Origin of the sequence: Pseudoalteromonas sp. MMG012 (assembly GCF_018100875.1) — a bacterium.
Lineage (GTDB): Bacteria > Pseudomonadota > Gammaproteobacteria > Enterobacterales > Alteromonadaceae > Pseudoalteromonas > Pseudoalteromonas aurantia.
On record NZ_JAGJEF010000005.1, the window covers coordinates 45,333 to 64,135 of the forward strand.

The window sequence follows — 18,803 nt, forward strand, 5'->3', positions numbered from 1 at the left end:
AGGTACATGAGCTTTGAAGTCGATGAAGATATCTTACAAGACTTTCTTGTTGAAGCAGGAGAAATTCTAGAGCTATTATCAGAACAACTGGTAGAACTGGAGAACAATCCTGAAGATAAGGAGTTATTGAACGCCATATTCCGAGGTTTCCATACTGTCAAAGGCGGAGCCGGCTTCTTAAGTATGACCGAACTCGTTGATGCATGTCATGGTGCTGAAAATGTGTTTGATGTATTAAGGCAAGGGCAAAGAGGCGTTAGCTCCGAATTGATGGATGTGATTCTACAGTCATTAGATACCATTAATGAGATGTTTGGGCATATTCAAAATCGTGAAAAACCAGAGCCTGCAGACCCTCAATTATTAGAGACGTTACATCAATTAAGTCGACCAGAATCAGAAGATGAAGCGCCAATTGTTGCAACCGAGCCCGAGCCGGTTAGTACACCACCTGTCGATGATGTGTTATTTGAGGCGGACTTAGCGCCTGCTACAGAAAATGATGGTGGTATTGATGAGATATCAGAAGATGAATTTGAAAATTTATTGGATGAACTTCATGGATCAGGGCAAGGACCAGCTCCTACTCCAGCGCCAGCGCCAGCTGCGAGCAGCAGTGATGGTGATATAAGTGATGATGAATTTGATAGTCTACTAGATGAATTACATGGCGTTGGTAGTTTTGGTAATATAGAGGCGGAATCATCAACTACAGGAAATTCGTCACCGCCAAGTGCGGCTGTCGGAGGTGATAACGCTGACGATGAAATCAATGATGATGATTTTGAAGCATTATTAGATGAACTTCATGGCAAGGGGGGGGCTCCACGTTCAACAGAGTTAGAAGCACCTTCTAAACAGAATGAATCTATACAAAAACCTGAGCCTCCAAAAGCGGCTACGCCAGCACCAACGCCAAAACCAAAACCAGCACCGAAACCAGTTGTTAAACTTGAAGCTAAGGCTGCGCCAGCGAAAGCGCCAGTGGCTAAAAAACCAGCTGCTGCGCAAGCAGAAACAACTGTACGAGTGGATACAAAACGTTTAGATCAAATCATGAATATGGTTGGTGAATTAGTTTTGGTTAGAAATAGGTTAGTGAGTTTAGCTAACAATACAAATAGTGAAACTATGGGTAAAGCTATTTCTAACTTAGATGTTGTTACTGCTGATTTACAAGGCGCGGTAATGAAAACTCGGATGCAGCCAATTAAAAAAGTGTTTGGTCGTTTTCCTCGCGTTGTTAGGGATTTAGCTCGAAGCCTGAAAAAAGATATTAATTTAATTTTGGAAGGTGAAGAGACTGATTTAGATAAAAATTTAGTTGAAGCGTTAGCAGATCCACTCGTTCACTTAGTGCGAAATTCAGTCGATCATGGTATTGAAATGCCAGATGTTCGTGAAGCAGCAAACAAGCCAAGAACGGGTACGGTTACGTTATCAGCCTCCCAAGAAGGAGATCATATATTGTTAACCATCAGAGATGATGGTGCAGGTATGGATCCAGAAAAGCTTAAGAAAATAGCGATTGGGAAAGGGGTTATTGATTCTGATCAGGCTAGCCGTTTATCTGATACCGAAGCGTATAATTTAATTTTTGCACCAGGGTTTTCAACGAAAGAAGAAATATCTGATATATCAGGCCGTGGCGTTGGAATGGATGTTGTAAAAACTAAAATTACTCAGCTCAATGGTTCCGTGAATATTCAATCGGAGCTTCGTGTTGGCACTATTTTAGAAATCAAAGTACCACTGACGCTAGCGATACTACCAACCTTAATGGTTGTTGTAGGTGAGCAAACTTTTGCATTACCTCTTGCTGGTGTTAGCGAGATTTTCCATTTAGATTTAACAAAAACGAATATTGTCGATGGACAGCTGACTATCATCGTGAGACAAAAAGCTATTCCACTGTTTTATTTGGAGCATTGGTTAGTAAAAGGCGCAGATACAACGACCAGAAAAGCGGAAGGTCATGTCGTTATAGTGCAAATAGGTACGCAGCAAGTTGGATTTGTTGTTGACTCTTTGATTGGCCAAGAAGAGGTGGTAATTAAGCCTCTCGACCAATTGCTGCAAGGTACTCCAGGTATGGCTGGCGCGACAATAACCTCTGATGGTGGTATAGCGTTGATCTTAGATGTACCAAATATGCTGAAACATTACGCTGGTCAGTAACCGAGTTTGTAGATTACAGTTAAATTGATTGAAGTGGTGCTAGTGCACCACTTTTCAGATCCGCAGAGAAGAATGAGCGTGCCAATGGCAGTTAAAGTATTAGTAGTAGACGATTCGAGCTTTTTTCGTCGTCGTGTCAGTGAAATATTAGAAAAAGACAGTGATATCAAGGTTATTGATTTTGCTGTTAATGGACAAGAAGCAGTAGAAAAAGCTGCAAAGCTTCGACCTGACGTCATCACAATGGATGTTGAAATGCCAGTAATGGATGGGATAACCGCAGTTAAAGCGATTATGAAAGCGAGCCCGACACCAATATTGATGTTTTCATCTTTAACAAGAGAAGGTGCTAGTGCAACGTTAGACGCTTTGGATGCAGGTGCGCTAGATTTTTTACCGAAAAAATTTGAAGACATAGCACGTAATAGCGGAGAGGCGATTAAATCTTTACAGTCAAAAGTTAAAGAGATTGGCCGTAGGCGGGTTCATCGTGTGGCACCAACAACAAGAGCGCCAGCGACTGAGGGGAGTAGTCGATTAAATTCGAGGCCTACGACATCAGCTAAACCAGTAATAGCACAGCCAGATAGGAGCTTTAGTCGAAGCTCTTCGCCAACGACGACTTCGACAAGTGTAAAAGCATCAGGAAAACGCTACCAGTTAGTTGCTATTGGTACTTCAACAGGAGGACCTGTTGCTTTACAAACTATTTTAACTCAACTCCCTGCTAATTTCCCGCATCCAATTCTGCTGATTCAACATATGCCTGCAGCGTTTACCCCAGCTTTTGCTGGGCGTCTTGATAGTCTTTGCAAGATAAAAGTACAAGAGGCTAAAAATGGCGATAGACTCGTTCCTGGTGTCGCTTATTTAGCGCCTGGTGGACAGCAGATGATGGTGGAAGCCAGAGGCGGCTCTAAAACATTGAAAGTATTTGAGGATGAGAGTCCTAGGATTACTTATAAACCGAGTGTAGACATTACTTTTGCTAGTGCAGCTAAGGCATACCAAGGGGATGTATTGGCCGTAGTTTTAACAGGTATGGGGGCCGATGGTCGGGATGGGGCAAGAATGTTAAAACAAGCAGGTTCTACTATTTGGGCACAAGATGAAAAAACATGTGTTGTTTACGGTATGCCTCAAGCTGTTACTAATGCTGGTTTATCAACTGAGAGTTTAGCACTCCAAGATGTTGCGATGAGAGTTGCAAAAGAGGTAGGGTGCTAATAATGTGCGAGAAACAGCGTACGTAATGGGCAATTAATTTATTGTGAATAGGCATCGCGTTTAGGAATAGACATATATTGTGAAGATTTGGACAGTCGCAAATCAAAAAGGTGGGGTAGGGAAAACCACTACCGCAGTGAGCTTAGGTGGTATACTCGCATTGCAAGGAAAGCGTGTATTATTAATAGACACAGATCCGCACGCGTCACTGACTTATTATTTTGGGATCGACTCAGAAGAGTTAGAGGTGAGCGTTTATGATATTTTTGCGCGAGGCTCAGCGATGCAAAGTGAGGAAATTTTGCAAGCGTTGTGCCCTTCTACAATTGATAATCTGGATATTTTGCCCGCAACAATGGCAATCGCGACATTAGATAGAAGTATGGGCAATCGCACGGGGATGGGCTTGGTGTTAAAAAAAACGCTGGCAAAAATTAGCGAGCATTATGATTATGCTATTTTAGATTGCCCCCCTGTATTGGGTGTTTTAATGGTTAATGCCCTTGCTGCAAGTGAGCGTATACTTATCCCAGTACAAACAGAGTTTTTAGCATTAAAAGGCTTAGATCGTATGATGCGTACCATGGAATTGATGCAAAGTTCGCAATCCAAAGATTATCAATATACTATTGTGCCTACAATGTATGATAAAAGGACTAAAGCATCATTAGAAGCTTATAAATCACTATTAGCCAATTACAAAGAATATGTATGGCCAGGGGTTATCCCCGTAGATACTAAGTTTCGCGATGCTAGTTTGGCGCAGCAAGTACCAGTGGAGTACTGTCCTAAATCCAGAGGTGTGTTTGCATATCAAGCGTTGCTAGAGTATCTGCATCAGGCAAAATAGAGGTATAAATGAGTAAGCATTTATTTGCTAATGAAAAAGTCATGAAGCAATATTTAGGGGCTTTACTAACGGAAGAACCTCTTCAAGAAGAAGAACTTGCACCTGTAGCTAAATTATTAGAGCAAGTACAAAGTGTAGATGAAGTTGTTACTGAAATTGAACCGACCTCAACGAAAGTTGCAACACAGACAGCGGCAGAAGTTGAAAAGGTAAGGTCAGTTGAAATAAAGGTTGAACCTCAAGAAATCGTTGAGCTACAAGCAAAAAATCTTGAGATACCAGAAAATAATACTATTATCAAAGAAGCAGCTGACACAGTAAATCATGCCGTGAGTGCTCGAGATGCTTATGGAGAAGACGAGTTTCAAGCACTATTTTTTGAAGTTGCTGGATTAACACTCGCTGTACCGTTGAAATCTTTAGGCGGAATTCACCAATTAGGTGAAATAAATCAACTTTTCGGAAAACCTAAATGGTTTAAAGGAGTGATGTTAAACCGCGAAGAAAAGCTAAATGTTGTAGATACAGCTCGGTGGGTTATGCCGGAAAAGTTTACACCAGAACTTGAGGAGCGTTTAGATTATCAGTATTTGATAACTCTGGGCGATAGCCCATGGGGCTTATTGGCTGAGAGCCTAGTTAATAATATTACGTTACAACCAGATGATGTAAAGTGGCGCACGAGTGACAGCAAACGACCTTGGTTGGCAGGTGTTATAAAAAAGAAAATGTGTGCCTTAATTGATGTCGATAATTTAAACCGCTTGCTTGAGCAAGGCCTCGATAGTCGAGAGCAGTAACTAAGATCTTTATGGAGTAAAACCATGAGCCAAGATAGACTACTTTCTGCAGACAAGAATGCTGATAGTAACGATGAAGTTCTTCAATGGGTAACTTATAAACTCGAAGACGAAACGTATGGTATTAATGTAATGCAAGTACAAGAGGTATTGCGTTACACAGAGATAGCACCAGTGCCAGGTGCACCAAGCTATGTATTAGGTATTATTAATCTTCGTGGTAATGTTGTTACGGTTATTGATACTCGCGCTCGCTTTGGATTAATGAGTGCAGAGGTAACAGATAACTCTCGTATTGTAATTATTGAAGCCGAAAAACAAGTAATTGGGATTTTGGTAGACAGTGTTGCAGAGGTTGTATACTTGCGAAGCTCTGAAATTGATAGTGCGCCCAATATAGGTACTGAAGAGAGTGCTAAGTTCATTCAAGGTGTATCGAATAGAGAAGGAGAGCTGCTGATCTTAGTTGACCTTAATAAGCTGCTCAATGATGATGAGTGGGATGAACTGAGTCATATATAAATAGTGGATGTAGTAAATAACAATTTGGTTTTACTGTTTGTTGCAATAGCCTCGGGCGTACTTTCATTGGTGTGCTTGGGGTTTGTTTTTGTATTTTTGAAAAAAGCACAGCAGAGCCATATCAAACATAATAAGTTACACGCTCATATACAAGATACTGAAAATCAAACCGCAATTTTGCGCAGTGAAATTGCGGAAGTTCGTTCTGGTTTGCTGAGCATTGGCCAACGTCTTATTGCTTGTGAGAATTATGCTAAAGATTTGGCGCAGCAACAGGTGGCACAAAAGTATGATGATCCAGATGCAAGAATTTACTCTCGAGCCGTAAAAATGGTTGAGCTAGGCGCTGATATCGAAGAAGTTATACGTGAATGTGAATTGCCACGTGCCGAAGCTGAACTTCTTATGTCATTGCATAATAAATCATAATAATTAGGCTTTAATATCTAGCTTGCTATTAAAGCCTTTCCACCCAGGCGGGAATTGGCCTCTTAGTACATAAGAAAATGCGATAAGCTCTGCGATAACATAATAGAGCTCTCTGGGGATCTCTTGATTTAAATCGAGTTGGCTTAATGTACTGGCAAGACTCGCATCTTGATGAAGCATTATTCCTTTATCTTTTGCGAGCGTAATTATTTCGTCAGCCAGTTCACCAAAGCCTTTACACGCGACATGTGGAGATTGGCCGGCTTCATAAAGTAAGCCTATCGCTGTTTTTTGCCCCATTTTAAATTCCCCTATACTTGTATATTGACAATAGCATGACTGTCAAAAAAAGCATCTACTTGCTCTGCGTTTTCATTTAAAACTATCTCACTTACTTGTAACCCGTGTGCTGAAAGTTTTCTTCGCAGGCCATCTATATGGGGTGCAGCTAAGTTACAAACTTGTGCCGTGGTACCTAACAACTCACATTCTAATGCCTTATCCATAAGTTCCGCATGTGCACTGATTTTACCTTGTTGTGCATAGTCAAAGTTTAAGCGAATGAACCAAACCGTTTTTTCTGGCATATTCTCTTTGGCCTTTTTCTTATATTGGCCAATTTGTAGCTCGGTTTGTTTACATTCTGGAGGGAGTTTCATCGGCATAAATAAACTCAATAGTAACTGGGCGTCAGAATCAAATTTTGTGGCACTTGGACTGGGTACTAGATTTGTTTGGTGTGCGTTATTTATTTTTATTAAATCATCTAATAATTGAGAGTTTAGTTGCGGCAAATTCTGTAATAACTGTTTTGATTGCACCCCTTTAAATTCCGGGGAGAGTGTTTTAAGCAAAGAATGAAGCCTTTCAAGCTGTATATCTTCACTAAACCCTTGTGTGGCCTTGGGGGCGGCAAGGAGTGTTACCAGTAGCTTGTCTAATGCCTGAGTATAGTTATTACTACTTTGGCCGTGTGTTTCCCTGATAGGAGTTCTTGAAAATTGCGTAAAATGCGGTTGTAACTCATGAAGTATTTTAGGTGCAGATATATTCTTTTCATCGATCATTCGGTTGAAAGCATTGTGTACTAGCCTAGTTAGATCAACAGAGTCGCTACTTTTAAAATGACTAATTGCGTCTATTTTTTGGGTGAGGATTTGGGTTGTTGGTAAGTCTTTATATGCAGGTGATGGCTGTTTTTCTAGACCAAGTATTGTTTTAAGTAATGCGCGTTCGATAGGCAACTTAGGCGTGTAGGAAAGCTGTTCATAGTGCATACGTGAAGGCGGCAACTCATTTGGAAAGTTTAACAGCGGTGCGGCCGTGGGTTTTACTATGCTGTGCTTGAGTGCACTCCAATCAGTGCGTGAGTCATATGCATTGTTTGTAGACAAAACTAGGCTTGATAGCTTTTCGGTAGCCATCAAAGGACTTTGCATTGATAGCGATTGTATTACCGTGCTTAACCTTGAAAGTAAATGCACAATAGGGGCTTGTTCAGTTCGGCTTGCTGAACGTAATACTAAGGTTGTATCGAGTGTCGTTGGTAGCTTTTGGTGATGCTGACTATTTTTTGCAATATTAGAGTCGGTGTTCATTGTCGTTGTAGTTTGATTCTTTTGGTTAAGGGATTCAAACGGCTTAGCAATCAAGTTGTTTAGTGCGCTTTTAACCGCATCTTTGATGTCTTGGAAGGTGATATTTACAAGCGGTTTATTGTAGCCAAGCGTATTATCAGACATTGGTTTGTGGGTGTTTGATATTGAGCTGTTGTTTGGTAAAGGTTGAATGTCAGAGAATTGACTTTTAATAGGTTGCGCTAATGTCAGAGCGTGTTTTTGAGGGATTGCTGCGATGTTGATACCTTGACTATGCTTTGTAATCGATGCTTGTTGCCATTTAGCGGTGCTCGTAATATTACTTGTTTCCACTTTGGTATTAGTCAGCGTGAATGATTGCTGAGATTGCGAAAATTTCACCTGAATATCCTGCTTATCCACCAGTATAAAAGGCGTGACTTTATTTGATGCTAACAGCTCTGTGAACTTTTGTTTGCTAATAGCACCAGTTAATAACGGGTCTTTAAATTGATTGAGTAAAGTAAAAGTAACTTTTTGTGGCGCAGCTTGAATATTAGCTACAAGCTTAGACTCGTTTTTGAGTATTTCTGATAAAGCAGGATTAATTGCTAAGTTAATACCAAGTTTTTTGAATTGAAGTTGTGGGTTTGGGGTGTGGATGACGCTGACGTTTTGTTGAAGGCTCGTTGAAGGGTGAAGTCCTTTGAGCAGGTTAACGAGCGCCATCAGTTCATTTGCAGCTTTAACCTGAATGCTTTGTTCTGGTGTGTTAAGTGTTAATGTTTGCCCATTGTTTGCGACAGTAACATGTGCTAATTCAATTCGTGAAGGCGCCGCGCTCCCATTTTTAATAGCCAGTCGCATTGGTTGCCACCGGCCGTTTAATTCTACATCCATTTGCAGGCTATCAGACTTAATCACCACATTCTTAGCGATAAAGGTTTTTGGTGGAGAATGCTGAACGCTATTTGTACTAGCATCGCTTAAAACTGTGCGAGTGTCAGATGTACTCGAAGTTTGAATGTGAATTGGTTGTTTATTCATTATTTTAAATCAAATTTTCAGTAATCGTTGGTGTTGGATTATTCGTATTACCATACCATTATGGTAGACTAACGCCCAATTTTGAGTAGCGAGAATCACCAATTTGCTAGAGATAAAGTCGGTCACTTGTGTCAAACAAGAGCGTTGTTTGTTCGAATCTTTAAGCTTTGCTTTAGAGTCAGGTAAAATCATGCAAGTTGAGGGCCCAAATGGTGCGGGTAAAACATCTTTATTGCGCATTGTTGCAGGGTTTGCAAATGCGGATGAAGGTAATGTAATTTTTAACGGCCAATCAATTACTGACCATTATGATGAGTTCGCTACTCAATTGTTATTCATAGGTCATAAAACGGGCGTGAATGGGCAATTGACAGCCTATGAAAATGTCTGTCATTGGCTTGATGTACATGGCTATGAACGTCCAACCAATATTTATGAGGTGTTAGCCAAACTTGGTCTGGTTGGCCTTGAGGACGTGCCTGTACGGACACTATCGGCAGGACAGCAACGACGAGTCGCGCTTGCGAGACTATGGATGAATAACGCTAAACTATGGATACTAGATGAGCCTTTCACTGCCTTGGATAAAAAAGGCGTGATATTACTGCAACAACAATTCGCTCAGCAATTAAGCCTAGGTGGGTCGATATTATTGACAACCCATCAGGATTTAACCACACATTTTGACGATTTAAAAACGCTTGTTTTGGAGTATCGTCATTAATGAAAATATCTCATTCATATTGGCAGTTATTTTATGCAGTCTATAAAAAAGACCTTACGTTAGCATTTCGTCAACGTGCAGAAATTGTTAATCCATTGCTGTTCTTTTTAATTGTTATTACATTATTCCCGCTGGCGATAGGTCCGGAACCTGCGCTGTTAGCAAGAATGGCTCCAGGCATAATTTGGGTCGCAGCTTTACTTTCTACCATGCTTGGGCTAGATAAAGTCTTTCGAGATGATTTTAATGATGGTTCCTTAGAACAATTAATTGCTTCAGCATACCCGTTACCATTATCAGTGTTAGCAAAAGTACTGGCCCATTGGACAACGACTGGGTTACCAATGGTATTGATGGCACCTGTTTTTGCATTACTCATGAATTTAGACAGTCAATTACTCAGCGCGATGTTATTAACATTACTGATCGGGACACCACTTTTGAGTTTTATTGGTGCTATCGGCGCGGCATTGACTGTTGGGTTACAAAAAGGCGGGATCTTAATGAGCCTTTTGGTGTTACCTTTGTATATACCAGTACTAATTTTTGCGACGTCCGCCATTGATACAAGTAGCATGTCATTGGCTTATGGTGGACAACTCGCGATCCTCGGGGCTATGTTAGCAGTAGCTGCTGTTATGGCCCCTTTAGCAATATCGTCAGCTTTAAAAGTGAGTGTAAGTTAACATGTGGAAATGGTTACATCCCTATGCAAAAGCAGAGCGTGCATATCAATTATGTAATACGCTACTGCCTTATTTTACAGTTATTACCGTCGTGTGTTTAGTTGTTGGTTGGGTTTGGGGGCTCGCTTATGCTCCAGCCGATTATCAGCAAAAAGACAGTTATCGTATTATCTTCATTCATGTACCTTCTGCTATTTTGTCCATGGGAGCATATTCATCAATGGCCATTGCGGCCATCATAGCGCTGGTTTGGCAAATAAGGAATGCAGAATTGGCGGTTATTGCCATAGCTCCAGTAGGGGCGGCAATGACGGCAATTGCATTAATTACAGGAGCCGCTTGGGGCAAGCCAATGTGGGGAGCTTGGTGGGTATGGGATGCACGGCTTACATCTGAATTAATATTATTATTTTTATATTTTGGGGTGCTGTCTCTATATCACGCCTTTGAGGATAAAAAGTCAGCTGGACGGGCGGCTTGTATTTTAGCAATTGTTGGTGTTATTAATTTACCCATAATCCACTTTTCAGTTGAATGGTGGAATACGTTACATCAAGGTGCAACAATTACTAAGTTTGATACATCTGCTATTGATGCTTCAATGTTGTGGCCGCTATTAATAAATATTGCGGCATTTGCAGGCTTTGTTGGCGTAATTACGCTAATTCGTTTGAAGAATGAGATCTTACAATGTGAAAAGCATCGCCCGTGGGTGCGAGATTTAGTAAGTCGAGGTTAAGTATGCAGTTTGAGTCATTTAGTGATTTTATTTCGATGGGTGGATATGGTTTTTATGTCTGGTTGTCGTTTGGTAGTTGTGCATTGGTATTATCATCAGTTTTGATAAGTTCTTTATTTGATGGGAAGCGGCTTAAGCAGCAAGTTAGGTTGCAGATTGAAAGAGAAGCTCGAATTAAAAAAGCTCAGCAGGAGCAAGCAGTATGAATCCTAGACGTAAAAAGCGCATGCTTGCAGTATTGGCGATTGTGTTTGGTGTCGGCTCCGCGATAGGCTTAACCTTATATGCGCTGCAAGAAAATATAAACTTATTTTATACGCCAAGTGAGTTAATTGATGGTAAAGGCGAAAACAAAGAAAAACCATTTGTTGGTCAAAAATTACGAATTGGCGGTATGGTTGTTCCTGGCTCCGTAGTACGAGATGAAACAAGTTTGGATGTGACATTTAAACTCGCTGATAAAGGTCCTCTTGTGACTATTAAATACCGTGGTATTTTACCCGACTTATTTAGAGAAGGTCAGGGAATAGTTGCGCAAGGTACGTTAATTGAGCCAGATGTTATTGAAGCATTTGAAGTACTGGCAAAACATGACGAGGAATATATGCCCCCAGAGGTGGCGGAGGCGGTTAAAGGAATTAAGCACGTTAAACCTACCTACAATTTAAATAGCGAGAATTAATATGATCCCAGAGATTGGCTATTTTTCGCTTGTGCTAGCGATGGCATTAAGTCTGTTGTTGTGCATATTTCCGATGTGGGGGGCTTATACTGGAAATTTAAGGCTGATGCGAGCTGCACCATCATTGGCTGTTGGTCAGTGTTTGTTTGTGTTAGTGTCGTTTGCTATTTTGATTTATGTAACATTGATAGACGACTTCACAGTTGCGTACGTTGCACACCATTCAAGTACAAGCTTGCCTTGGTACTATAAAGTCACTTCGACATGGGGAGGCCATGAAGGCGCAATCTTGCTATGGTTAGTGATGCAGTCAAGTTGGACTGCGCTTGTGGCACTGATGTCTAAGTCACTTCCTTGGGTGCTTAGAGCGAGGGTCTTGGGGGTACTGGGCTTTCTTGGTGTAGGTTTTATGCTGTATACCCTCTGGATGTCGAGTCCGTTTGAGCGCTTACTGCCCTACTTTCCGGTAGAGGGACGTGACTTAAACCCGTTACTACAAGATCCTGGAATGATCATTCATCCACCTTTACTCTATATGGGATATGTTGGTTTATCTGTGTCTTTTGCGTTTGCGATAGCGGCACTATTAACAGGTAAGTTGGATAACACTTGGGCTAAATGGTCACGACCTTGGACGATGGTTGCATGGGGCTTTTTGACGTTAGGCATCACTATCGGTAGCTGGTGGGCTTACTCAGAGCTTGGCTGGGGAGGTTGGTGGTTTTGGGATCCGGTGGAAAACGCATCGCTGATGCCATGGTTAGTCGCAACAGCATTACTGCACTCTTTAGCGAGCACAGAAAAGCGCGGGATCTTCAAGTCTTGGACTGTGTTGTTGGCCATTACAGCGTTTAGTTTATGTTTACTTGGCACCTTTATAGTTCGTTCTGGCATTATTGTATCAGTTCATGCGTTTGCAACGGATCCAGATAGAGGGCTGTTTATTTTGACTTTTTTACTCGTGGTTGTCGGCGGCAGTTTAGCTTTATATGCTATGCGAGTGTCTGAAGTAAAAAGTGAAGGGCGGTACAAACTATTGTCTAGGGAAGTCTCACTATGGGCCAATAATATATTTTTGGTGGTTGCGACGCTAATTGTGTTGTTGGGGACATTGTTACCCATGATCCATAAAGAACTGGGGCTTGGTTCTATTTCTATTGGTGTGCCATTTTTCAATCAAATGTTTTCAGTGCTAATTGTGCCTTTTGCATTATTACTTGGAATTGCACCTTTATTAAGATGGAAGCAGAATAAATTGACACCACTGGCGAAGAAAGCGCTAGGTTTAGTCGCGGCAGCATTACTGTTAACAGCTTCTTGGTTATATAGTAGCTACGATACCGTCTCAATACTTACCTTTGTGGCAACGGCACTAGGGGTTTGGATTGTATTGGGTGCTCTGTTAGATATTTTTGAGAAAGTGACGGTAGAAAAACATATCCTGAGTGGTTTTAAGCGACAAAGCATGAGCTATTGGGCAATGATCTTAGGTCATGTAGGGATCGCGTTTGTGGTTGCAGGTGTAGCACTAACATCTGCGTATTCAGTGGAGCGCTCAGTGAGTATGAAAGCTGGTGATACCGCGGTACTTAATGAATACACATACCGGTTTGAAGGCGTGAAGGAAATTCGAGGCCCTAATTACAGTGGCCATGCAGGCGTCGTTAATGTGCTAAAAGAAGGGAGTATAGTGACTGAATTGTATGCAGAAAAGCGTTTGTATGATGTCGGTATGCAATTTATGACTGAGGCGGCAATCGATGATGGCTTTTTCCGCGATTTATACCTAGCTCTGGGTGAGCAATTAAGTAATGGCAACTGGTCATTGCGGATTTATCACAAGCCATATGTACGTTGGATGTGGTTAGGCGGATTATTGATCTCTATAGCTGGTTTCTTGGTTGTGGCAGATAAGCGTTATCGTAGACGACCTAAATACACTGAAACGGCAGAGGCTAAAATATGAATAAGAAATTGATAGCAATCATACCATTTTTGATATTCATGTTTTTATGTGTGTTTTTGTACCAAGGGTTATTTGGTAATCCTCGTGAGTTGCAAACAGGCCGTATAGGGCAGGTAATGCCGAGCTTTACGTTGCCTGATTTAATGGACGATGAAAAACAGTGGCAAAATACTGACTTACTCGGTGAAGTGTATTTACTGAATGTGTGGGGTACTTGGTGCCCAACATGTATTGCTGAGTTAGGCTACTTAGCGCAGCTTCGAAGTCAAGGTGTTCGTATTATTGGTTTATATTATGAACAAGCTTATGACCCAGATTTTGGCGACCAGTTTGATATGAATGCGCTTAGAGTAGAAGTGAAGTCAATGTTAGACAGAGCGGGAGATCCGTATCAATTTAATATTTTAGATTTAGAACGAACATTAGCACTAGATTTAGGTGTATCTGGTGCACCAGAGACATTTTTAGTTAATAAAGAAGGGAAGATATTGCTACATCATACAGGTGATATCAATCCTCGAGTGTGGAGAGCGAAGTTTGCACCAGCTATTCAGGAGCTGTCACAATGAAAGATGTATTGATGATATTGACGATGCTAATGAGCTTCGCAGGACATACGGTAGAAGATAAGTATGAATTTTCATCACAAGAGCGTGCGGCAACCTTTAAGGAGTTGACTCATGAACTTCGTTGTCCGAAATGTCAGAACCAGAATATTGCTGATTCTGATGCAATTGTAGCGAAAGATTTGCGAGATAAAGTCGTCACTTTGGTCCATGAAGGGAAAACAAAGGAAGAAGTGATTGATTATATGATCGATCGTTATGGCTACTTTGTACATTATCAGCCACCGGTCACGCCAGCGACAATTATTTTGTGGGTATTGCCCATTTTTATAGTGGTAGTTGGTTTTGGCTTTATCGTATTTCGGCAAAAAAAGGCGTCGAGGAAGCAAGTGTGGGATGCGAATGATGAAGCTAAGTTGACTAAATTGATTGCTCAGTATCAGCATAAGGAGCAGCAATAATGAATGAAATGATGCAAATGTGGGGTATGTTTGCGCTACTCACTGTGTTAGCGCTGTTATTTGTTGCAGTGCCTTTTTTACGAAAAGAGAATGTACTAACGTTAGACCATGATGCGAACGCTGAGCGGATAGTGATTTATCATCAACGTCTTGATGAATTAAAACAAGACTTAACTAGTCAACGAATAGAACAAATTATTCATGATGAATCTGTGCTTGAATTGAAACAAAGGCTCTATCACGAGTTGTCTCCAGAGAAACAACTCAATAGCCGAGGTAATAATCGAATTTTCGCCCTGACTGGGGTGGCATTTACATTAGCTGTTAGCAGTGTTTTTTATAGCTTTACAGGCAGTCAGACGCAAATAGAGAACTGGTATCATGCGATTGAAAAACTGCCTGAGTTCGGAGAGAGAGCCGTCATGCAACAAGGTGAACCTCTTACTCAGAATGAGTTGCAAGCTTTTGCATTAGGGCTTCGTACCAAGTTAGCCAATAGTGGTGATGATGCTGTTGCGTGGATGCTACTTGGCCGTGTTGCAATGTCACTTAACGACTATGAAATGGCAAAACAAGCGTTTGAAAAAGCACTGAGCATGAACCCAAAAAATAATAATATCTTGGTCAATTATAGCCAAGTATTGCTAGTGGAAGGCTCCGAGACAGGAATGAACCGTGCTGCTCAAATGTTATCTCAAGTGCTACAGTCGGATCCGAAAAATATTGATGCAATTTCTTTACTCGCATTGATAGCTTATGAACGTCAGGACTGGCATGAAGCGAAAAGTGCATTTGAAGTGTTGCTCTCTACAATAAACGAGTCAGACCCGCGTTATAGCATGATTTCTCAACGTATTGAAGAGATCACAGCGCGACTGATTGAGATTGAACCACAGCCAATGTTAGGGACTCCTATACTTTCGGTGACAGTCACATTGGCGGAAGGGTTACGTTCTTCATTGCCAAATAATGCAACTTTATTTGTGTTTGTAAAGGCAGCAGGTGGGCCAAAAATGCCGCTTGCGGTAGAAAAACTTACAGATTTTAACTTGCCTTTAACTGTCACTCTAGATGATAGTATGGCAATGATGCCGGAATTAAAACTTTCGAGTTTTGACAATGTGATCATTACGGCACGTGTGTCCGTAGATGGTTCCGTTATGATAAGCCCAGGTGAACTTGAGGGAGAATCCTCGGTCATAAGGCTTACAGAAGGCAATCAAAAACATACCGTAGAGATTAGTCGTGTAATTACGAGTACAGGAAGCTAAATGTTTAAACCTATTTATAGTGCACTGATCGCACTAACCATTCTTTCAGGCTGTACGAGCGTTCCTGAAGAGAAAAAAGACGAACGAGATCCATTGCAGTCTATAAACCGTCCAATTTATGACTTTAACATGGATGTACTAGACACATATATTCTTCGCCCAGCAGCGCAAGGGTATTTAGCAGTAACACCCACCCCCGTAAGAGCAGGCCTTGTTAATTTTACGACTAATATTGCAGCGCCTATCGATGCAGTCAATGCGGGTTTACAAGGTAAGCCCGGTGATATGGGGGTTAATGTTGCGAGGTTTTTAATTAATTCAACAGTTGGCGTGCTTGGTATATTTGATGTTGCCAGTAACTTTGGACTAGAGCATAAAGACGAGGACTTTGGTCAAACGTTAGGGGTTTGGGGAGTTGGTGATGGTGCGTACGTGATGTTACCTGCAATGGGGCCTTCAACGGTAAGAAATGTCGTTGGCGATGTGGTCGATAAAGTCGTTTTACCTGAAATTGCATTAACTACACCGCAAACTCTCCTAATTTTTGCGTTACGCGCAGTGGAGGCGAGAGCGTCGCTTATGGCGCAAGAGAGTTTACTAAAGGAGTCTTTAGACCCATATGTATTTATGAAAGACATATACTTTCAACGTCAATTATACGAGCTGCATGATGGAAACCCACCTGTTAATGAAGAACCAACTGACTTTGATGAGGACTTTTTAGAAAACCTTTAATGGTTTTCATTTTTTAGATAATAAAAAATAGGCTGGCGACGGGCATTGCCAGCCTATACGGGAGTATGTAGGCTCCCATAATTCTGTCTAGTGCATGACGCAACGCTGCTTCCGATAAAACCCAAGCGCATTCAATTTCTCAATTAAGGCAGGGTCGTCAAGGCGCTGTGGGGTTGCTTGCTCCCTTAAGAAATGTTCAGCGGGAACTGAGTGTAGATCTAACATTTTATGAAATAAAATACTGCGTATTGTCAACGCTGTCATTCCGTTGTCTTGAAGCGCATCTAAACGGTTTTGCAAATCAGAAAAAGGGCCGGCTTTGATATCATCAACAACAGCAGAGAATTGATTTACTGGTTTGGTTTTAAGCATTTTTTTACCCTCTTAGGAATACTTTAACACTGTGGGAGATATTCATAGATACTCCAAGAATTAAATAATTTTTGTGTTAAAAATAGATACTTACGTATTTTCGAATAAAGCCAGTGTACTCTGTTTTATGCTGAGATTACTAACTTAGATGTAAAGTTTTGTAAATCGCAAGGGGGGATAATCGGGGAGAATTTGTATCGATAATCTAGACGTCTAGAAGTAAGATATTGATGCGAAAATAAAAATAGTTCTCAGTACCTTTTATAGTACTGAGAAAACTAAATGAATTTAAGAAAACAATTTTTGCTTTACGTGTTCTGCGAAACCACTACCGGCTTCTAAATAGAAGTTATAGGTGTAATCTACGCCCATATCTTCGAGTTCTTTTTGCTGATCTGGGTAGTTTGCTATTGCAGTTACTTGTCCGCTGAAGCCAGATGCATTGAGCTGCTCTAGTGCATATATATTTTGCATATGTTTAGGCATAGCAAGCATCACCATTTCGACATTAGAATGATTAACTCGTTGCCAAAAGTCAGGGTCTGTTGCATCGGCGAGCAATACTCTTCGGCCACGCTTAACATGTCGTTCAACGACTTCAGGTTTTATATCTATCCCAGCGATAACACCTGAGTTGGAGGTTTCGATGGTTTCATATGCACCAGTTCCTATTCTGCCCATGCCAAAAATGACGATTTGTGTATTGGTTAAATTCACCGGAAGCTCTTCTTCTAAGCGTGTGGCGCTTTCGAACTTGAGTAATAAAGGCTCGATTTTGACATATATTTCATTAGCTCTTTTGTTTAGCGGCGATGCGAGAACAAATGTGAGTGAGACCGCAATAGCGACAACAGCTAACCAATCAGAGGTAATTGCACCGCTAGACGCCGCGACAGCACAAACAATTAAGCCAAATTCGCTGTAATTAGAGAGTGTAAATGCACTGAGTAGAGACGTTCTTGCGCGTAATCTAAAGAGATTAGTAAAAGCGTAGTACAACCCAACCTTTAATGGTAAAACAATGACAAGTAGCAAGGCTATGAACAGCGCATAGGCTGATATGTTCGCATTTAATCCGATGTTTAAAAAGAACCCAACAAGCATGATATCTTTTAAATTAAGTAATGATTTGGATAGTTCACCTGCTTTCTTATGTGGAGCAAACATCATGCCGATAATAAGCGCTCCTAGGTCACCCTTAAGGCCAGCAAACTCAAATGCATGATATCCAATGATGAGGGCAAAGAAAAAGCCAAACAGGGGCAGTAATTCACCATGCTTAGAGCGATTTAAGACCCAAAACATAATAGGTTTGAATACGAATAGACTGACAAGTAATACCAAAGCCCACATGTTGGGTATTTTACCGGTGCTTATAGCCAAAAAGGCCACAGCAAAAATATCTTGCATAACGAGAATACCGATAGAAATCTTGCCGTGAAGTGTCGCCATTTCTCCACGCTCTTCTAATACTTTGACAGCAAAAACAGTACTTGAAAAGCTGAATGCGAAGCCGACCAGCATAGCACTTGTCAACGATAATTCTGTAAAGAGCGGCAGTGATGCATAGGCTAATAAAAGTAAAAGGCTAGTGAAAAATGCAGTACAAACGACGATATGTAATGTTGCTGGGGCCCATACTTGTGGTTTGATTAAGTTTGAGAGCTTAAGTTTCAGGCCTATCGAAAATAATAATAATGTTACGCCTAAATCAGCAAGGGAGGTTAATAACGCTGTAGTATGGTAGCCAAGTAAATTGAGCACGAAACCAGCCATTAAAAAGCCAATAAGTGGCGGCAATTTCAACTGATATACAGCAAAACCACAAACAAACGCTATGGCGAAAAACAGTAATTCCATTTGGTAACTAACAGTCGATAATGAGTAATTAAAGTGTATCAAAACTCACTGATTTATAAATTAATTTTTTTAAAACTAGGGGTAACGTAATTGCGGTTAACTGGGTTAAGA

The 18,803-nt window shown here is 41.0% G+C and carries 20 protein-coding genes; 16 read left to right on the plus strand and 4 right to left on the minus strand.

The annotated features are described in order from the left end of the window. The first annotated feature begins 6 nt into the window (after nt 1-6). The 6 genes from J8L97_RS02865 (at nt 7) to J8L97_RS02890 (ending at nt 6,006) form a co-directional block, all read left to right on the plus strand. Nucleotides 7-2,178: a chemotaxis protein CheA gene (locus J8L97_RS02865; RefSeq protein WP_211047794.1), complete on the plus strand. Its 2,172-nt coding sequence runs from the start codon at nt 7-9 to the stop codon at nt 2,176-2,178. Nucleotides 2,179-2,262: 84 nt separating this feature from the next. After that, complete coding sequence (locus J8L97_RS02870; RefSeq protein ID WP_211047795.1) at nt 2,263-3,405, plus strand: chemotaxis response regulator protein-glutamate methylesterase; 1,143 nt, start codon at nt 2,263-2,265, stop codon at nt 3,403-3,405. A 79-nt stretch (nt 3,406-3,484) separates the two neighbouring features. Beyond that, nucleotides 3,485-4,255 (plus strand): ParA family protein, encoded by a 771-nt coding sequence (locus J8L97_RS02875; protein WP_210996217.1) that lies wholly within the window; start codon nt 3,485-3,487, stop codon nt 4,253-4,255. Nucleotides 4,256-4,263: 8 nt separating this feature from the next. After that, complete coding sequence (locus tag J8L97_RS02880; protein ID WP_211047796.1) at nt 4,264-5,055, plus strand: chemotaxis protein CheW; 792 nt, start codon at nt 4,264-4,266, stop codon at nt 5,053-5,055. 24 nt (nt 5,056-5,079) lie between these two features. Then, nucleotides 5,080-5,577: a chemotaxis protein CheW gene (locus J8L97_RS02885; protein ID WP_192506869.1), complete on the plus strand. Its 498-nt coding sequence runs from the start codon at nt 5,080-5,082 to the stop codon at nt 5,575-5,577. Further along, nucleotides 5,578-6,006, plus strand: coding sequence for a DUF2802 domain-containing protein (locus tag J8L97_RS02890; protein ID WP_312037117.1), 429 nt, complete (start codon nt 5,578-5,580; stop codon nt 6,004-6,006). A gap of 3 nt (nt 6,007-6,009) precedes the next feature. On the opposite strand, the gene J8L97_RS02895 is transcribed toward J8L97_RS02890, so the two are convergent. After that, nucleotides 6,010-6,306, minus strand: a complete 297-nt coding sequence (locus tag J8L97_RS02895; RefSeq protein WP_210996215.1) for an EscU/YscU/HrcU family type III secretion system export apparatus switch protein — start codon at nt 6,304-6,306, stop codon at nt 6,010-6,012. 11 nt (nt 6,307-6,317) lie between these two features. Continuing rightward, a complete protein-coding gene (locus J8L97_RS02900; protein WP_211047797.1) occupies nt 6,318-8,630 on the minus strand; it encodes a hypothetical protein in 2,313 nt (770 codons plus the stop codon). Nucleotides 8,631-8,733: 103 nt separating this feature from the next. Between J8L97_RS02900 and ccmA the strand changes: the two genes are divergently transcribed. From ccmA to J8L97_RS02950, 10 genes are read left to right on the plus strand one after another with little or no spacing between them, the layout of a single operon-like run. Further along, nucleotides 8,734-9,354: a cytochrome c biogenesis heme-transporting ATPase CcmA gene (gene ccmA / locus J8L97_RS02905; protein ID WP_192506872.1), complete on the plus strand. Its 621-nt coding sequence runs from the start codon at nt 8,734-8,736 to the stop codon at nt 9,352-9,354. Beyond that, complete coding sequence (gene ccmB / locus J8L97_RS02910; RefSeq protein WP_192506873.1) at nt 9,354-10,040, plus strand: heme exporter protein CcmB; 687 nt, start codon at nt 9,354-9,356, stop codon at nt 10,038-10,040. The genes ccmA and ccmB overlap by 1 nt, the downstream gene beginning before the upstream one ends. A 1-nt stretch (nt 10,041) precedes the next feature. Further along, nucleotides 10,042-10,779, plus strand: coding sequence for a heme ABC transporter permease (locus J8L97_RS02915; RefSeq protein WP_192506874.1), 738 nt, complete (start codon nt 10,042-10,044; stop codon nt 10,777-10,779). 2 nt (nt 10,780-10,781) lie between these two features. Further along, nucleotides 10,782-10,985, plus strand: coding sequence for a heme exporter protein CcmD (gene ccmD, locus J8L97_RS02920; protein ID WP_192506875.1), 204 nt, complete (start codon nt 10,782-10,784; stop codon nt 10,983-10,985). Next, nucleotides 10,982-11,461, plus strand: a complete 480-nt coding sequence (ccmE, locus tag J8L97_RS02925; protein WP_192506876.1) for a cytochrome c maturation protein CcmE — start codon at nt 10,982-10,984, stop codon at nt 11,459-11,461. The genes ccmD and ccmE overlap by 4 nt, the downstream gene beginning before the upstream one ends. A gap of 1 nt (nt 11,462) precedes the next feature. Next, nucleotides 11,463-13,427 (plus strand): heme lyase CcmF/NrfE family subunit, encoded by a 1,965-nt coding sequence (locus J8L97_RS02930; RefSeq protein ID WP_211047798.1) that lies wholly within the window; start codon nt 11,463-11,465, stop codon nt 13,425-13,427. Next, nucleotides 13,424-13,996 (plus strand): redoxin family protein, encoded by a 573-nt coding sequence (locus J8L97_RS02935; RefSeq protein ID WP_210996212.1) that lies wholly within the window; start codon nt 13,424-13,426, stop codon nt 13,994-13,996. Before J8L97_RS02930 ends, J8L97_RS02935 begins: the two co-directional genes overlap by 4 nt. Beyond that, the gene (locus J8L97_RS02940; RefSeq protein WP_211047799.1) at nt 13,993-14,454 is read left to right on the plus strand and encodes a cytochrome c-type biogenesis protein; all 462 of its coding nucleotides are present in this window, start codon (nt 13,993-13,995) and stop codon (nt 14,452-14,454) included. The genes J8L97_RS02935 and J8L97_RS02940 overlap by 4 nt, the downstream gene beginning before the upstream one ends. A gap of 8 nt (nt 14,455-14,462) precedes the next feature. Then, complete coding sequence (ccmI, locus tag J8L97_RS02945; RefSeq protein ID WP_211047839.1) at nt 14,463-15,725, plus strand: c-type cytochrome biogenesis protein CcmI; 1,263 nt, start codon at nt 14,463-14,465, stop codon at nt 15,723-15,725. After that, complete coding sequence (locus J8L97_RS02950) at nt 15,726-16,460, plus strand: VacJ family lipoprotein (RefSeq protein ID WP_192506880.1); 735 nt, start codon at nt 15,726-15,728, stop codon at nt 16,458-16,460. 87 nt (nt 16,461-16,547) lie between these two features. Here the strand turns inward: J8L97_RS02950 and J8L97_RS02955 are convergent, their stop codons facing one another. Both J8L97_RS02955 and J8L97_RS02960 read right to left on the minus strand, forming a co-directional pair. Further along, entirely contained in the window at nt 16,548-16,832 is a 285-nt protein-coding gene (locus tag J8L97_RS02955) for a hypothetical protein (RefSeq protein ID WP_192506881.1), read from the minus strand. A gap of 288 nt (nt 16,833-17,120) precedes the next feature. After that, nucleotides 17,121-18,692: a cation:proton antiporter family protein gene (locus tag J8L97_RS02960; protein ID WP_211047800.1), complete on the minus strand. Its 1,572-nt coding sequence runs from the start codon at nt 18,690-18,692 to the stop codon at nt 17,121-17,123. Nucleotides 18,693-18,803 lie beyond the last annotated feature (111 nt).

Excerpts from the sequence above, each read along its gene's own strand:
- J8L97_RS02865 (WP_211047794.1), top strand. The coding sequence starts at position 7 with ATGAGCTTTGAAGTCGATGAAGATATCTTACAAGACTTTCTTGTTGAA.
- J8L97_RS02870 (WP_211047795.1), top strand. The coding sequence starts at position 2,263 with ATGGCAGTTAAAGTATTAGTAGTAGACGATTCGAGCTTTTTTCGTCGT.
- J8L97_RS02880 (WP_211047796.1), top strand. The coding sequence starts at position 4,264 with ATGAGTAAGCATTTATTTGCTAATGAAAAAGTCATGAAGCAATATTTA.
- J8L97_RS02885 (WP_192506869.1), top strand. The coding sequence starts at position 5,080 with ATGAGCCAAGATAGACTACTTTCTGCAGACAAGAATGCTGATAGTAAC.
- J8L97_RS02895 (WP_210996215.1), bottom strand. The coding sequence starts at position 6,306 with ATGGGGCAAAAAACAGCGATAGGCTTACTTTATGAAGCCGGCCAATCT.
- J8L97_RS02900 (WP_211047797.1), bottom strand. The coding sequence starts at position 8,630 with ATGAATAAACAACCAATTCACATTCAAACTTCGAGTACATCTGACACT.
- ccmB (WP_192506873.1), top strand. The coding sequence starts at position 9,354 with ATGAAAATATCTCATTCATATTGGCAGTTATTTTATGCAGTCTATAAA.
- J8L97_RS02915 (WP_192506874.1), top strand. The coding sequence starts at position 10,042 with ATGTGGAAATGGTTACATCCCTATGCAAAAGCAGAGCGTGCATATCAA.
- ccmD (WP_192506875.1), top strand. The coding sequence starts at position 10,782 with ATGCAGTTTGAGTCATTTAGTGATTTTATTTCGATGGGTGGATATGGT.
- ccmE (WP_192506876.1), top strand. The coding sequence starts at position 10,982 with ATGAATCCTAGACGTAAAAAGCGCATGCTTGCAGTATTGGCGATTGTG.
- J8L97_RS02930 (WP_211047798.1), top strand. The coding sequence starts at position 11,463 with ATGATCCCAGAGATTGGCTATTTTTCGCTTGTGCTAGCGATGGCATTA.
- J8L97_RS02935 (WP_210996212.1), top strand. The coding sequence starts at position 13,424 with ATGAATAAGAAATTGATAGCAATCATACCATTTTTGATATTCATGTTT.
- J8L97_RS02940 (WP_211047799.1), top strand. The coding sequence starts at position 13,993 with ATGAAAGATGTATTGATGATATTGACGATGCTAATGAGCTTCGCAGGA.
- ccmI (WP_211047839.1), top strand. The coding sequence starts at position 14,463 with ATGATGCAAATGTGGGGTATGTTTGCGCTACTCACTGTGTTAGCGCTG.
- J8L97_RS02950 (WP_192506880.1), top strand. The coding sequence starts at position 15,726 with ATGTTTAAACCTATTTATAGTGCACTGATCGCACTAACCATTCTTTCA.
- J8L97_RS02955 (WP_192506881.1), bottom strand. The coding sequence starts at position 16,832 with ATGCTTAAAACCAAACCAGTAAATCAATTCTCTGCTGTTGTTGATGAT.
- J8L97_RS02960 (WP_211047800.1), bottom strand. The coding sequence starts at position 18,692 with ATGGAATTACTGTTTTTCGCCATAGCGTTTGTTTGTGGTTTTGCTGTA.